Source organism: Salinactinospora qingdaonensis (assembly GCF_039539445.1).
GTDB classification, from domain to species: Bacteria; Actinomycetota; Actinomycetes; order Streptosporangiales; family Streptosporangiaceae; genus Salinactinospora; species Salinactinospora qingdaonensis.
The window spans coordinates 107,307-122,371 of sequence record NZ_BAABDD010000007.1 but is presented as its reverse complement, the minus strand read 5'-3'; the positions used below and the strand labels follow the sequence as shown (position 1 = coordinate 122,371).

General features: G+C 68.3%; 12 protein-coding genes and 2 pseudogenes. 7 read left to right on the top strand and 7 right to left on the bottom strand.

What is annotated here, in order from left to right; all coding sequences use genetic code 11:
• Positions 1 to 79: 79 nt before the first annotated feature.
• Positions 80 to 1,318, bottom strand: coding sequence for an acyl-CoA dehydrogenase family protein (locus ABD848_RS09685; RefSeq protein WP_344969925.1), 1,239 nt, complete (start codon positions 1,316 to 1,318; stop codon positions 80 to 82).
• Positions 1,319 to 1,598: 280 nt separating this feature from the next.
• Positions 1,599 to 3,035: a helix-turn-helix domain-containing protein gene (locus tag ABD848_RS09680; RefSeq protein ID WP_344970258.1), complete on the bottom strand. Its 1,437-nt coding sequence runs from the start codon at positions 3,033 to 3,035 to the stop codon at positions 1,599 to 1,601.
• A 234-nt stretch (positions 3,036 to 3,269) separates the two neighbouring features.
• Here ABD848_RS09680 and aceA point away from each other — a divergent pair, with 234 nt between their 5' ends.
• The 4 genes from aceA (at position 3,270) to ABD848_RS09660 (ending at position 6,433) form a co-directional block, all read left to right on the top strand.
• A complete protein-coding gene (gene aceA / locus ABD848_RS09675) occupies positions 3,270 to 4,568 on the top strand; it encodes an isocitrate lyase (RefSeq protein ID WP_344969922.1) in 1,299 nt (432 codons plus the stop codon).
• 277 nt (positions 4,569 to 4,845) lie between these two features.
• Positions 4,846 to 5,025: a hypothetical protein gene (locus tag ABD848_RS09670; RefSeq protein ID WP_344969920.1), complete on the top strand. Its 180-nt coding sequence runs from the start codon at positions 4,846 to 4,848 to the stop codon at positions 5,023 to 5,025.
• 256 nt (positions 5,026 to 5,281) lie between these two features.
• Positions 5,282 to 5,455: a hypothetical protein gene (locus tag ABD848_RS09665; RefSeq protein ID WP_344969917.1), complete on the top strand. Its 174-nt coding sequence runs from the start codon at positions 5,282 to 5,284 to the stop codon at positions 5,453 to 5,455.
• 132 nt (positions 5,456 to 5,587) lie between these two features.
• Positions 5,588 to 6,433, top strand: a complete 846-nt coding sequence (locus tag ABD848_RS09660; RefSeq protein ID WP_425567490.1) for a CPBP family intramembrane glutamic endopeptidase — start codon at positions 5,588 to 5,590, stop codon at positions 6,431 to 6,433.
• Positions 6,434 to 6,449: 16 nt separating this feature from the next.
• On the opposite strand, the gene ABD848_RS09655 is transcribed toward ABD848_RS09660, so the two are convergent.
• Entirely contained in the window at positions 6,450 to 7,703 is a 1,254-nt protein-coding gene (locus tag ABD848_RS09655; protein WP_344969914.1) for a CynX/NimT family MFS transporter, read from the bottom strand.
• A gap of 181 nt (positions 7,704 to 7,884) precedes the next feature.
• On the opposite strand from ABD848_RS09655, the gene ABD848_RS09650 reads away from it, so the two are divergent.
• Complete coding sequence (locus ABD848_RS09650; RefSeq protein WP_344969912.1) at positions 7,885 to 8,562, top strand: FadR/GntR family transcriptional regulator; 678 nt, start codon at positions 7,885 to 7,887, stop codon at positions 8,560 to 8,562.
• Between the two features lie 271 nt (positions 8,563 to 8,833).
• On the opposite strand, the gene ABD848_RS09645 is transcribed toward ABD848_RS09650, so the two are convergent.
• Positions 8,834 to 9,766: an Lrp/AsnC family transcriptional regulator gene (locus ABD848_RS09645; RefSeq protein ID WP_344970253.1), complete on the bottom strand. Its 933-nt coding sequence runs from the start codon at positions 9,764 to 9,766 to the stop codon at positions 8,834 to 8,836.
• 391 nt (positions 9,767 to 10,157) lie between these two features.
• Here ABD848_RS09645 and ABD848_RS09640 point away from each other — a divergent pair, with 391 nt between their 5' ends.
• Positions 10,158 to 11,633, top strand: a complete 1,476-nt coding sequence (locus ABD848_RS09640; RefSeq protein ID WP_344969910.1) for an LCP family protein — start codon at positions 10,158 to 10,160, stop codon at positions 11,631 to 11,633.
• Between the two features lie 361 nt (positions 11,634 to 11,994).
• On the opposite strand, the pseudogene ABD848_RS09635 reads toward ABD848_RS09640, so the two are convergent.
• From ABD848_RS09635 to ABD848_RS09630, 3 genes and pseudogenes are all read right to left on the bottom strand, one after another.
• Positions 11,995 to 12,156, bottom strand: a pseudogene (locus ABD848_RS09635) (transposase); the annotation flags it as partial.
• 25 nt (positions 12,157 to 12,181) lie between these two features.
• Positions 12,182 to 12,382: pseudogene (locus ABD848_RS25000) on the bottom strand (transposase); the annotation flags it as partial.
• Between the two features lie 875 nt (positions 12,383 to 13,257).
• On the bottom strand, positions 13,258 to 13,860 hold the full coding sequence (locus ABD848_RS09630; protein WP_344969908.1) for a flavin reductase family protein: 603 nt from the start codon (positions 13,858 to 13,860) through the stop codon (positions 13,258 to 13,260).
• A gap of 426 nt (positions 13,861 to 14,286) precedes the next feature.
• Between ABD848_RS09630 and ABD848_RS09625 the strand changes: the two genes are divergently transcribed.
• A complete protein-coding gene (locus tag ABD848_RS09625) occupies positions 14,287 to 15,039 on the top strand; it encodes a hypothetical protein (RefSeq protein ID WP_344969905.1) in 753 nt (250 codons plus the stop codon).
• Positions 15,040 to 15,065: the final 26 nt, after the last annotated feature.

The window sequence follows — 15,065 nt, the reverse complement described above, 5'->3', positions numbered from 1 at the left end:
TCGGCACGCCAGCCACCGGCCAACCAACACGCATCGACGCCCAACACAGTCACTTCTAATGTCTTGACCTGGTGAAACGTCACCGCACCGGCAGGCCGGTGACGGAGCGGCCGATGATGAGGCGTTGGATCTCGCTGGCGCCCTCGAAGATGGTGAAGATCGTGGCGTCGCGGTGCCAACGCTCGACCGGGTAGTCCTTGGTATAGCCGTTGCCACCGACGATGCGGATGGCGTTTTGGGTGACCCAGGTGGCGGTCTCGCTGGCGAAGAGTTTGCTCATCGAGCCCTCGGCCTGCTCGAAGTCCTTGCCGTTGCGGGCCATCCAGGCTGCGCGCCACACCAGCAGTCGGGCGGCGTCGATGCGTGTGGCCATGTCGGCGAGTTGGAAGGCCACCCCCTGGTTGTCGGCGATGGGCCGGCCGAACTGGGTGCGCTCGGTGGCGTAGTCGCGGGCGTATTCGAAGGCGGCACGGGCACAGCCCACCGCCATGGCGCCCACGGCCGGGCGGGAGGCTTCGAAGGTGCGCATGGCCGCCTGGCCGCGTGAGTGCCGGCCCTCGCGGGCGCGTGCCAGGCGCTCGTCGAGGGCCTCCTTGCCGCCGAGCAGACAGCGCCCGGGCACGCGCACGTCGTCGAGGATGACCTCGGCGGTGTGGGATGCGCGGATACCGTGCTTGCTGAACTTCTGGCCCTGGCGCAGGCCGGGGGTGCCTGGGGGGACAACGAAGGTGGCCTGGCCGCGCGCGCCCAACTCGGGCTCGACGCTGGCGACGACGACGTGGACGTCGGCGATACCGCCATTGGTGGCCCAGGTCTTGGTGCCGTTGAGCACCCACTCGTCGCGGGCCTCGTCATAGCGGGCGCGGGTACGGATGGCCGCGACGTCGCTTCCGGCGTCGGGCTCGGAGGAGCAGAACGCGCCGAGCTTGATGTCATCGGCGGTGCCGAACATCTGCGGCGCCCACTCGAAGAGTTGTTCCTGACTGCCGTTGGCGGCCACCGCCACCGCGGCCAGGGTGGTGCCGGTCAGGGCGAGGGCGATGCCGGGGTCGCCCCAGTACAGCTCTTCGTAGGCCACAGGGATGCCCACGCCGGTGGGTTCCAGCCATTGGTTGGCGTAGAAGTCGAGGGAGTAGAGGCCGATCTTGGCGGCCTCCCGCAGAATCGGCCACGGGGTCTCCTCGCGTTCGTCCCACTCGGCGGCGGCAGGGCGGATGACGTCGCGGGCGAAGCCGTGGACCCAGTCGCGGATGTCGCGGACGTCCTCGCTGAGTTCGAGGTTGAAGGCGGGATCGGGCTGAGCGGCGCTGTCTGTCATGGGGAGGTCTTTCTGATGCGTGGCGGGGCGAACGGGGAGGTCGGCGTTGGGGAGTCACCGTGAGCAGCAGTGTTACCAACGGTAACACAATTCTAGCGGCACGGTCCGGGCACGATCACCGTCCCGATCGGGACGGGTGTCCCCGCGCCGGTGTCACGCCGTGCGGCGCTTGGGCCCGGCGCTGGGCAACGCCCCCATCGGCCCGGGGAGGTCTCCCCCCGAGCCGAGCGAGGCCTACGCGGGCGCGTGTTGGAGGCCCCGGCTGGACGAGCGGGGCGGATCAATCCTCCTCGTAGCGTTCCAGGAAGGTGTAGACGTCGGTCTCGTCGACACCGGGGAAGGTCCCCGGCGGCAGGGCGGCCAGCACGTGGGAGTGAGCCCGCGCCGAAGGCCAGACGTGGCCCTCCCAGCGGGCGGCCAGCTCGGCCGGTGGTTGGACGCAGCACTCGCCGGTGGGACACGCCGATGTGGTGCGGTTGGTGGTTTCCCGGCCACGGAACCAGCGCGACTCCTTGTAGGGCACTCCCAAGGTGATGGCGAAGTTGCGCTCCCGACTGGGGTCGACGTGGGCTACGCAGAAGTGGGTGCCGTTGGGCTTGTCGGTGTACTGGTAGTAGATCGAGTAACGGTCGGGGGAAGCGAAGACCTGGCGCCCCGACCAGTAACGACACATCCGCTGACCCTCGATGGCGCCGGTGTCGTCGGTGGGAAAGATCAGCCCGTCGTTCTCGTATGCCTTGTAGATGATGCCGGTCTCGTCGTTGCGGATGAAGTGACAGACCAGGTCGAGGTGGGGCGTGGCCAGGTTGGTGAAACGGTGGGCGGCCATCTCGTAGGAGACCGAGTAGACGTCGCGCAGGTCCTCCACCGAGAGGTCGCGGGCCTGCTTGGCTTCGCGCAGATAGTCCACGGCACTGGACTCGGGGATGAGCACGGCGGCGGCGAAGTAGTTGGCCTCGACGCGCTGACGCAGGAAGTCGGCGAAGTCACGGGGGTGGGAGTGGCCCAGCACGAAGTGGCCCAAGGTCTGTAGCAGGATCGTGCGCGGGGTGTGCATGCCCAGCGACTCGCGTTTGAGGTAGAGCCGGCGGTTGCGCGTGTCGGTGACCGAGCGCACCGAGCGCGGCAGGTCGTGGACGTAGCGCAGCGTGAAGCCGTGGTGGGTGACGATCGACAGGATCTGGCCTTGCGACAGCGCTCCGCCGCGGTAGCCCACGGCCTCCAGTGTTTCCTGGGCGACCTTCTCGATGTCGGGGAAGTAGTTGTCGCGCTCGCTCATCTGCCGGCGCAGCTCGGCGTTGGCGCGGCGGGCCTCCTCGGGGGTGGCCGTGGGTTTGACGGTGCGGCGCTTGAGCTCCTCATAGAGGGAGACGATGTGTTCGAGGACGTCGTTGGGCACCCGCTTGCCCACCTTCAGGTGGGGCAGTTGCAGCGACTGATACACCGGATCGCGCTGGGCTTCCTCGACGGCGATCTCCAATTGGGCGCGGCGGCTGGGAGGCTGGCGCGAGAGCAACTCCTCCACCGAGACCTCGAGCTCCTTGGCCAAGGCGGTCAGCAGCGACAGCTTCGGCTCGCGCTTGCCGTTCTCCAGCAGTGACAACTGCGAGGGGGCGCGGCCGACCCGTTCTCCCATCTCAGAGAGGGTCAACCCGCGTGAACGACGCAAGTGGCGCAGCCGCTGGCCGAAGGTGACGAGATCCAGGTCACTCGGCAAAGCCGGTATTTCTTCAGTCCCAAAGTACGCCATGCGTTCATGATAGGGAAAGAATCGCAAATCTTCACCCTGGACGGGCTCGAAAAAGCTTGGAACTTTGCGAAGAATAATAGTTACCGGCGGGGAACAAACCGCGGTTCCACCGGCTCCGGCGTGGCTGACACGTTGCGGGAAGCCGTGGGGGTCTCCAGCCGGGTGACTTTCCAGGGGACGAATCTCGAAGGCGGTACACAGATGAGCATCAGCGATCGCCAGCGGCAGGCAGCCGCCGAGCTGCACGAGCAGTGGCAGACCGACCGGCGCTGGGCGGACGTCGAGCGCACCTACAGCGCCGAGGACGTCGTGCGGCTGCGCGGGTCGGTCACCGAGGACCACACGCTCGCGCGGCTGGGCGCCGAGCGACTGTGGCACCTGCTCCACACGGAGGACTACGTCAACGCCTTGGGCGCGCTCACCGGTAACCAGGCGGTCCAGCAGGTGCGCGCCGGCCTCAAGGCGATCTACCTCTCGGGCTGGCAGGTGGCTGCCGACGCCAACCTGGCCGGCCAGACCTACCCCGACCAGAGCCTCTACCCGGCCAACTCGGTCCCGCAGGTGGTCCGGCGCATCAACAACGCCCTCCTGCGCGCCGACCAGATCACCTGGTCGGAAGGTGACGACAGCGCACCGCACTGGCTGGCGCCCATCGTCGCCGACGCTGAGGCCGGTTTCGGCGGTGTCCTCAACGCCTACGAGCTGATGCGGGGCATGATCGCGGCCGGGGCCGCGGGCGTGCACTGGGAGGATCAACTCGCCTCGGAGAAGAAGTGCGGCCACCTGGGCGGCAAGGTCCTCATCCCCACCAGCCAGCACATCAAGACCCTCAACGCCGCTCGGCTGGCGGCCGACGTCTCGGGGACGCCCACGCTGATCATCGCCCGCACCGACGCCCAAGCCGCGACGCTGATCACCAACGACATCGACGAGCGCGACCAGCCCTTCATCACCGGCGAACGCACCGGCGAGGGCTTCTACCGGGTGCGTAACGGGCTGGAGGCCTGCGTGGCCCGCGGTCTGGCCTACGCCCCCTACTCCGACCTGCTGTGGATGGAGACCTCCACCCCGGACCTGGAGGTGGCGCGCCAGTTCGCCGAGCGGATCAAGGCCGAGTACCCCGACCAGATGCTGGCCTACAACTGCTCGCCGTCGTTCAACTGGCGGCGTCACCTCGACGAGTCCACGATCGCCAAGTTCCAGCGCGAACTGGGCCACATGGGCTACACGTTCCAGTTCATCACCCTGGCCGGGTTCCACGCGCTGAACCACTCCATGTTCGACCTGGCCAAGGGCTACGCCGAGGGCGGCATGAGCGCCTACGTGCAGCTCCAGGAGGCCGAGTTCGCCGCCGAGTCGGCCGGCTACACCGCCACGCGCCACCAGCGCGAGGTTGGTACCGGCTACTTCGACCAGGTCAGCGCGGCGATCACCCCCGACGGCTCCACCACCGCACTCACCGGCTCTACTGAGGAGGAGCAGTTCGCAGCGGCTCACTGACGAACGCTCCTCGTTCCCGATGGTGCCCGCCCCGCTTTCGTGGCTGGGGCGGGGCGGGCGCCGTCACCTGGCCACCGGCCCCGCGGACACCGTGTCACCCGCGGGGCCGGTGGCGTGTGCGCCCAGGTTTTTCCGCCTCACCGTCACGCCGCAGCGCTTAGCTGGGTAGCGGCCAACCAGCGGGCCGGTGGCCAGCGCCGGCCCGGCTCTTTCCGGTGCGGGCCGTTACGGCCGCGCCGGGGCGGGTGTAGCGAACGCGAGCGGAGGTAAGTACGCCATGGCCGACAACCAGCCACATGCCGGACTGAAACGCTGCCTGGCCGTCGCCCTCATCGCTGCGCTGCCGCTTGCAGGCGTGGTGGCCTGCGAGGACACCGGCGGCGAGGAGGAGATGACGCAAAACGAGGAAGGCGAGCAGGAAGGGCAGCAAGAGGAGGAGCAAGACCGGGGTTACTGAGGCGACGAGGGCGGCGACACCTACCGGTCGACCAGGAACAGGAAACGCACGTACAGCCCAAGGAAACTCGAAAGACACGTTGGGTTAACCGTGTCGTCGCCATTTCTCCCATTTTCCTCTATTTTTAGTAACTTTAATTTCACTTGGTGTGTCCTCCCATCCGGTTGGCTGCTGTACGACGGACTCTCGTCCGCCGCGCCGTCTCGCTCCCCCCTTCTGCGAGGCGGCGCCGAAACCGCGACTCTTGGAGGGACAGATGAAGATCGAGGAACCTCTCACCATCGCCCGCAGGATCGCGGCGGCCACAGCGATCGCCGCTTTCGCGACCTTTTCCGTGACCGCCTGCAACGACGGCGGCGGCGAGGGCGCCGACAGCGGCGAGAGCCCCACCGCCGAGGAGACCACCGCTGAGGAGACCACGGCGGAGTAGGCTGCGCGCCAGCCCGCAAGCCGGCGCGCCCGCTGCGGCGGTGCGCCGGCCCTTGGCACGCTCGTCTCGATGCCGGCCATAGCGCTCGTGCCCTGTTCGGCCATGCGCGCCTACGATGGCATGATCGGCGGTATGTCCGAATCCACCTCCGGTTCTCGCGCGCCAGCCGAGCCCGCCGCCGAAGCCGAGGCGCCCCACGCCACACCGTTTCCGAGCGCCGGCGTCTTGACGCCGCGGCTGCTGGCCGGGGAGATCCTGTGCGTCCTCGCCCTGTCGCTGGGAGCGGCGGCGGTCTCGGCCGCGATTTCCTTCGTCGGCGCCCTGACCGCGCCGGAACCGCTGGCCGAGCAGACCGCGAGCCTCGTGGGTCCCCAGGCCGCACAGCAGCGCCCCTGGTTGGATCTGACGCGCCAGATCTCCTCGCTGGTCTTTGCGATGGCCCCGGTGGCCTTGGTGCTGTACCTGCTGTACCGCAGCCGCGAGTCGGCCCGCACGATCGGCTTCGACCTCACCCGTCCCAGCCGCGACCTCGGGATGGGCGCCGCGCTGGCTGCCCTGGTGGGCCTGAGTGGACTCGTCGTCTACCTCGTCTCCTGGCAACTGGGATTGGCCGTCACGGTGGCGCCCAGCGCCCTCAACGAGAGCTGGTGGCGGCTGCCGGTGCTGGTACTCCAGGCCGTCAAAAACGGCGTGCTCGAAGAGGTGATCTTCGGGTACCTGCTGCTGCGATTGGGGCAACTGGGCTGGTCACCGGTGCGTTCTACAGCGGCGGTCGCGCTGCTTCGGGCCTTCTACCACCTCTACCAGGGCCTGGGCATGTTCGTCGGCAACCTGGCGATGGGGCTGGTGTTCGGCTGGCTCTACCACCGTCACGGCCGGGTCATGCCGCTGGTGGCCGCCCACAGCATCATCGACATCGTCGCCTTCGTGGGCTCGGCGTATCTGATCGGGCGCGTGGGCTGGCTGCCAGGAGGGTGAGCCCGCCCGGAGCCCCTCACTTGCGCGCCGCGGCAGCCTCCAGCGTGTCCTCCAGATAGCGGGGACGCCCCAGGAACATCCCCGCGGTGAAGTTGAGGGCGACGATCCCCATGACCATGGCCAGCGGAACGTCCCAGCTACCGCTCACCTCGCGCAGCAGCCCGAACAGGAAGGGCCCCAGACCGGCCATGAGGTAGCCGATGCTCTGACTGGCCGCCGACAGCGCGGCGGTGCCGTCGGCGGTGCGGGTGCGCAGGGCGAACAGGGTCAGCGCGAACGGAAAGGTGCTCATGGCCATGCCGATGAGGGTGGCCCACGCCCACACGCCGGCCACGGGCGCCACCCACAGACCAGTGAACCCGGCGATATAGGCCAAGAAGAAGCACACCACGAAAATCCGGTGGTCACGCACCCGGGCCGCCAGCCCCGGCAGCGTCAACGACACGGGGACACCCAAAGCGGTGAGGTAGGACAGCGCCAGCCCAGCGGTGGTGGCGTCGAGCCCGCTGTCGCGCAGCAACTGCGCGAACCAGCCGAACATGACGTAGGCCACGATCGATTGAGTGCCGAAGAAGACAACGCTTTGCCACCCCATGGCGGTGCGCAGCACCTGGCCGACACTGATCGCCCGCCCCTCGGGGGCACGGCCGGGCTCGCGGCGCAACGTCAGCAGCCACGGCACGATCGCCAGCAGCCCCAGTACCGCGTAGCAGCCCAGCGCCACCCGCCACCGGCCACCGGTCGCCTCGGCCAGCGGAACCGTCATAGCCGCGGCCAACGCGGTCCCCGCAGCCATAGCCGTGGTGTAGAGCGTGGTCATCGCCCCCACCCGGTGCGGAAAGTGCTGCTTGACCAAAGTGGGCAGCAACACATTGCCCACGGCACCGCCCGACAACGCCACCGTGCTCAGCGCCAAAAACAGCCAGGGCTGCCCCGCCAGCACGCGCGTGCCCAGCCCGAGGGTGAGCGCCGCCAGCGCGACCACCAGCACGTGGTGTTCACCGAAGCGACGGATGAGCAGCGGCGTCAGCGCGCCAAACGCCGCAAAGCACAAGACCGGTAGGGTGGTCAGCATACCGGCGGTGGCACCCGACATCGCCAGATCCGAGGTGATCTCGTCGAGGACCGGACCGATACTGGTAATGGCGGTACGCAGGTTCAACGCGGCCAACCCAATCCCGGCCACGAGCGCTGCCACCAACCAGGCGGGGTGGGCGCCTGTGGGCCCCCCGGTCACCTCGTCGGAGGCTCCCGTTCGCCCGGTCGTCATACTTGTCACCTCGACTTCACATTCATAGGATGACCCTATCTACAGGGGAGAGGGTAACGCATCGCGCAAGCGCCACCATGTGCCAGGCGCATCTGGTCTAAGCTCCGGCCTTGACCGGCTTGTCGAAAACCGGCTCCGCGCGGCCCAGCGGAGCGGCCGTCACCCCGTAGGAGGTAAGCTCGTGCCCCTCGCCTCGACGCGCAGATCTGGACTCGTCGACCAGGTGATCACCCAGTTGCGGACGCAGATCGACTCTGGAGAATGGTCGATCGGGGACCGCATCCCCACCGAGACGGAACTGTCCGACCAACTGGAGGTCGGGCGCAACACTGTACGCGAAGCGGTGCGCGCCCTCGCCCACGCTGGCCTGCTGGAGATCCGCCAGGGAGCAGGCACGTTCGTACGCGCCTCCAGCGAGTTGGGGGGCGCGCTGCGCCGCCGGCTGGAGCGCTCCCGGCTTAGGGAGAAACTGGAGGTGCGCCGTGGCCTGGAATTGGAGGCCGCTCGCCTAGCGGCGCTGCGCCGTACCGAGGCCGACCTGGCCGAGATCGACGCTGCCATGGCGTTACGCGAAAGCGCATGGGCCAACCAGGAGATGGGAGCCTTCGTCGAAGCCGACTTCAGCGTGCACCGCATGGTGGTCAAAGCCACACACAACTCGCTGATGATCGAGCTCTACGACGACATCGCGCAGGTGGTCTACGAGAGCATCGCCCACACTGCACGCGACGAGCCGGCACACACGGAGGGCATCGATCACAGCGCCCTGGTCGAGGCCATCCGCGCCGGCGACTCCGAGCTCGCGCTGCGGGAGGCCGCCTGCTACATCGACGAATTGTTGAGCCTGGCCCAAGACTGAGCTACCCCGCACCGTGCCACTCCTCGTGCGCGCGGCGTCCTCCCCAACGCCGCCGCGCAGCGAAGGACAGCAGAGCTTACGCCCGCTGGCTGTCGCCGAGGTCTACCCCGGAACCGTTGCGGCAGGGCCGTGCCGCTTTCCGGGGACGGTCGGTGGCTCCGGCAAGGAACGAGGGCACGGTGCGGGGTCTCGCCCACCGGGCGGGCCGATCCGGCGACGTCGGCTCTCCACGCCCCACGTACGGCTGTGTGCTCCAACTTAGGTGCCCGGATTAGCTGTGGGCCGCACCCACGGCGGCGCCGGCGGCCTTGGTGCCCCCTCCATCGATCTGGTACCGCTCACGCAACACCGACAGGTGCTCCCAGGTCTCGGCGTGGCCGACGTCGGGGCAGCAGCGGATCGCCTCTAGGGCGTCAACGAGGGTAGCGCGGTCGGTGGCGGTGACGCTGCCGATGATGTCGTAGCGACCGAAGCCGGTACTGGCAAACGACACTCCGGGCAGCTCGGCGAGGCGGTGCGCCACCGTTTGGGCCTCCCCCCGGCAGCACAGGCCAAAGCCCACGTTCTCGTTGGCGCCCACGGCCGAGGGCTCGATCAGGGCGGTGACGTGGACCACGCCGGCGTCGATGAGTCGGACCACCCGGGAACGCGCCGCCGCCTGTGACAGGCCAACGCTGCGGGCCAGTTCGGCGTAGGAGGCCCGGCCGTCGCGTTGCAGATGGCGGATGAGCCGCCAGTCCAGCGGATCGGTGGTGACGTCGCGCAGCGTGCGGCTGCCGGAGTAGGCGTCTTTGACGATGGTGTCGGCCCGAAACGCCTCCGCGGCCGTCACGCCCGGCAGGGAGCGCAGCTCTCCCAGCTCGCGTGCGAGCGCGGCGTCGTCGCGCACCCGCACGTGGGCTACCGCGGGGAAGCGTCCGGCGGTGAGTGCGGCGAAGGTCACCGCCTCTCGGCTCGTCAGCTCGTCCATGACGGGGCGCACAGGGCCGGCCACGCGCAAGGAGATGTGCCCGAATACGTCCATGCCCAGTACACCGGCGTGCAAGACGCCGACGATGCGGATGGCACCGTTGGCGATCAGGTGTTTGACCCGGGCGCGTACCGCCGTGCGCGACAGCCCCACACCGTCGGCCAGTGCCTGGTAAGTCGCTCTTCCATCCGCTTGCAGCGCTCTGACGAGCGCGGCGTCGACCGCATCGAGCACGATGAATGCCTTTCGTTCCATGACGGCGCCATCTCCCCCCGGCGCCGCCCCCTCCTGCGGCCAGATCATGGCAGTTGTGGCGACGGTTAACTACTGATCATGAAAGAAACAAGCCTGACTTTGGACCGCTATGTTCTGAGAGTCAGACAAGGAGCAACGTTAATGGGTGTATCAGACAGCCGGCAGGTGAAGCATGAATCCTGCCAGGGTGCGAACAACTCCGACAAAGGGCGACACTGTATGCGCATCAATGATGGTCCGCACGGTAGGGGAAGGTGAGAGCCATCACGCACACATGGCCGCTCCTCGTGTCCGGACACCGCGTCAAACAGCGTAGGCGGAGGGGAAACACATGAGCGAGGCGCGGCACGAGCAGGAAGGACAACATCCTATGGGGGCGAGACGCGCGTTATTGTGGACAGCGGTCTCAGCCGTGATTCCCGGTTGCGCACACCTGCGCACCGGGCGACGCTGGAGCGGCGGGATCATCCTCGCCTGCTACATTGTGCTGCTAGCTGCGGCAGGTATCGGTGCCGCTATGGTCAGTGGCGACGTCGTCAGCGGCGCCCGTATCGTCGTGCAAGGCCAGTGGCTCCTGACCGCGGCAGGGGTCGCCTTCGCCGTCGCGGTGCTGTGGATGACCGTCATCATCCACTCCTGGGTCATCACCAAACCGCCCCGCAACGGGTGGGGCACCCGGCTCACGGCCGGATTCATTGTGGCTGTGCTGTGTGTAGCGGTCGCCTCCCCCGCGGCTCTCGTCATGCGGAGTTCCTACACCGCTTACGATACACTCTCGACCGTCTTCGGCCCGGAACCCGACGCGCCGCACGATGCCAGTGATCCGTGGGACGGTGCCGAACGGATCACGATGCTGTTGCTGGGCGGCGACTCCGGAGACAATCGCTACGGCCTACGCACCGACTCCATGATCGCGGCCAGTATCGATGTCGACACCGGCGAAGTCGTGCTGGTCAGCCTCCCCCGCAACCTGGAGAACGTACCTTTCCCTCCGGGCACCGAGCTCGCCTTGCGCTACCCCGAACCCCGGGGCTTCGACCGGCTGCTCAACGAGGTCTACCAAACGGTCGCCGAGAACCCCGCGGAGCTGGCCATCGACCCCACGGTGGAGAACCCGGCCGCCGACACGCTCAAGCGCGTCATCGGCAACGCCATCGGTTTGGACCTGGACTACTACGGCCTGGTCGATCTCCAGGGCTTCGAGGATCTCATCGATGCCCTCGGCGGCATCGACGTCTACATCGAAGAACCCATCATCTACGGCGAGCGGGAAGAGGGCATCCTGGAGGCCGGGTACCAGCACCTCGACGGCGACGAGGCGCTGTGGTACGGCCGCAGCCGGGTCAACAGCGACGACTACACCCGCATGGGGCGCCAGGGCTGCCTGATCAAATACGTGACCGAGCAGGTGGACCCGACACAGGTCCTCACCAGCTTCCAGGAGTTGGCTGGAGCCACCAAACGGACACTGCAAACCGACATCCCGCAGTCGAAGGTTCCCCACCTGCTCGACCTGGCCGAGATGGCCACGAACGCCGACATGCAGACGCTGCAACTGTCCCCGCCGCAGGTCAATACGGCCAACCCGGACTGGCAGCGCATCAGTGAGCTCGTCGACGAGGCGGTCCGCGACCAAGAGGACACCGAGACCGGCACGAATGCCGCCCCCTCACCCGCCCAGCCGTCGGGCGACGCCTCCCCCTCACAGCCGAGCCCCACGCAGAGCCAAAACGAAGACGACCGGACCGCTTGGCAACGCTACACCGGTTCCGACGAGGCGTCGCCGACCTCTCCTGGCCGCCAGGTCGGGGAGGAAGCCACCTCGCTGGACAAGCTGTGCCCCTAGCCCACGGGCAACCCCCGCCAACCGCAGCCACCCCCGCGTGCGGAGAGCGCGCCGGAGGGTCCCAGACGAGCTTGGACACGTCAGGACCGTCCCCGTGCGCCGGGGCGCGGTGTGGGCGGGGCTGGGGAGGTCGCGTGGTGTTTCCCATCGCTTGCACCTCGATCGCTGCGCGATCTCGGCAGCCTCAAAGGGGGCGCGGCAGCAGAGGAGGCCGCAAACGACGCGAGCGGCCACCGGACGAAGGCAACGCCGCTATCGGAATCGTCGACAGTGCTCAACCGTTCACGGCGGAGGTGAAGCCGGTTTTCCCGCGGAGCGGGGCAGGAAAAGCCGAGCCGTCGCCGGGCGGTTCGGCGTCTGCTCACCGCGGGTGGGTCTGCTGTTCGATGGAGGGGCGCAACAGGGGTGACGGGGCGCCGCCGACCGATCCGGCGACGGAGGAGCCCGACCAGTGCCGCGTGGCGTGCCAGTAGTGCCGGACAAGCTCGGGCAACTCCTGGCGCAATCGGCGCGAGGATATCCCTTTTGCGGCTGTTGACCGGTTTGGAGACCGCTGCTTTGGACGGGAGGTTCACCGGTGGGTGCACATGGTCGGCTTGGCCGTTGAGCTCCACCAGCTCGTACCCAAAGTCGGTACACGCCGACCGCATGCTCTCTTCCCTGCGGTGGAGGTGGGCATCGGAGAACACCGCATGCCAGTACTTGATCAGCCTGTGGAGCGCAGATAAGACCGGACTCCACTCCGGCACAGCGCGACGAAGCAAGAACCCACCGAGACGGTCACCCGACCGCAGTAGGAATCCCCCGGCCCTTAGGCCAGGGAGCGAAAGTCAAAGCTTGGGCCCCGACAACGGGTGACCTCTCCCCGGACACAGCGCCAGGTTGGCGCACTCCCTGTAGCAGATCGCGCAGTCTCGGGGTGGCGGCGAGTTGAGCCGCTCCCGCTCCTGAGCCGCCGAGCTCGCGCAGCGATCGAGGCAGGAGCGAACGACACCACCTCCCCACCCCGGACGAATCTTTACCGACCCCCCGAGGATGTCGCACGGATGGATTCCCTTACAGCCAAGTACGCTCCCGGTGTGGCCACTTCGGTGGAGGCGAAAAACTCGACGGGCGCGCGACAGCACGTGGCGCTTCAACCGCGCCTCCCCCGCGGAAAGCCCCGCCGCTGAGATGGCGGAGACAGCCACTGGCGGGCCAACTGGCAGGCGCCCACCGTCGAAGAGAGGCGCACCCCACAAGGTCACGGAGCCGGCTAGGACACGGAGCCGGCTCCGGCTTGGGCGGCCATGACCGGCCGCCACGAAGCGCCCGCCGGGACCAGATGCGGCGGTCCCGGCGGGTACCTCCCCCACGCTCGCCCGCTGGCGCGCCGCGGCACGTGCCCGACGGGGCGGCCTCTCGCACCGCCACAGGTCTCATGCCCGGCGGCTGCGCTGTCCCCAGCGTCGGGCCCACAAGCGCCTTTTTCGATCTCCATCGACAAGGAGGTCAGATCATGGCCAGGCCCAAAGAGCGAAAAAGCCTCACTGCGCGGCCAGGAACAACGTAAGGGGACACGCGGGCAAGGTGGCCGGCCGCACGCTTGGGCGTGGTGCTGCCTGCCGCCCCACGGGCGGCAGGCTCACGGAGAGGTCGGGGTGAAGCTGCCGTAGCGCCCGCGCTGGTAGAGCAGTGGCTGGCCGTCGTCGCGGACAGCGGTGTCGACGACGCGCCCGACGATGAGCCAGTGGTCGCCGATGGCGAGCAGATCGTAGCGGCGGCACAGCACGTGGCCGAGGGCTCCTTCCAGCAAGGGCAAATCCGCCGGTCCCCGACTCCACCGTGTGGGGGCGGCGAAGCGGTCGATACCTTTGGTGGCGAACCGGATGGCCACCTCCCGCTGGCTGTCGTCGAGGATATTGACGGCGAAATAGTGCGCCTCGCGCACACCTGGCCAGCTACTGGACTCGGCGTTGAGGTAGAACGACACCAGCGGCGGATCAGCGCTGACACTGCTGAAGGAGGTCGCGGTCACGCCCACCGGCCGGGGGCCTCCCGGCGCGGTCACGACCACGACCCCGGCGGCGTGGACCCCCATGACTTGGCGAAAGGCCGCGTCGCTGACCCCGCGGCCCTCGATGCCGGCCTCGGGCGGGGAGTCGGACCGCTGACTCGCGCCGGCGCTCGCGCTCGGCCGGTGGCTGTGGCGCGCGGTTAACGACGCCGTCGACTCGGCTGGATGCAATGAGGCCACCTCGTGTCTCGTTCGTCCTCGCCCGGGGCCGCCGGGCCCATCGCGGCCCCGCTGCCTTCTATAGTCCAGCCGGCGGCGCGCCCGGACTATTCCTCCCGCAGCGACTCGCCCTCCGCCCTACGATCGACACCTTGAGCGTCCGGTTCGTGTCACACCGTTGCCCGCCGCCGGTGGCCCGTGTGACGATCCGGCCGTTCCCAACCGGACGGTGCCGAACGCCGTTAGCTCTCGGCCAAGGGAGGCCGCTTAGCGAAGAATGACAGCTTTTTTGGACATTGGGACTGTTATGGATTGATTGCGGGGAATCTCTCACCTGGGGGTGGTGGGGGGCAATACCCCTTCGGCGCCGTGGCCGCGCTCGGGTGGGGAAGGCGGGGAAGCGGAAACGTCAGACGTTCGAGGAGCGTTGAGAGTCACGTGGAGGTCAGACAACTACGCGGGCTGATGATCGGCATGCTGGTCACGATCGCCATCGTGACACTGGGCGGCTTCGTCGTCGTCCGTGAGCTAGAGAAGACAGGGTCGAGCATGGTGATCCTGCCCTGGGATGAGGAGTGCTCGGTTGCCCTGGGCTCGGGCCGAGTCGGGCTCTCGCGCGAGGACGCCCGGGTCGCGACAACGGCGGTGGCGCTGCAAGCGCGCGGCGCCGAGGCGCCACCGGTGACGATGATCGACCCGGCCGTGATGCGGCGACTGCGCGAGGGCCCCTCCGAAGACGCCGGGCCGAGTCTGGCCTGCCGGGCCAGCCCCGCCGGTGACCTCGCCGAGCAGAAGATGGGCGAGTCGGGCCTGACCGAACGGGCCGAACGGGTGCGCACGGCGATGACCGAGGTCTTCGGCCCACAGGAACTGGGCGGTTTCCAGCCCGGCGGGGTGAGCACGGGGCACGGGGAATCCTCGGCGCACTACGACGGTCGGGCCATCGACATCTTCTTCCGGCCGGTCAACGAGGAGAATCGGCGCGCCGGCTGGCTGCTGGCCCACTGGCTGGTCGCCCACAGCGAGGAACTGCACATCGACGTGATCATCTTCGACGACCACATCTGGAGTACCAGCGTGTCCATGGCCGGCTGGCGCCCCTACAACGCCCCCGAGCCCGCCGACGAGGTGCTGCGCCACCTCGACCACGTCCACGTCGACGTGCAAAAGGGGACACCTCGCGGCCACTGAAGCCGCTCCGCGCCGCCGAGACCGTT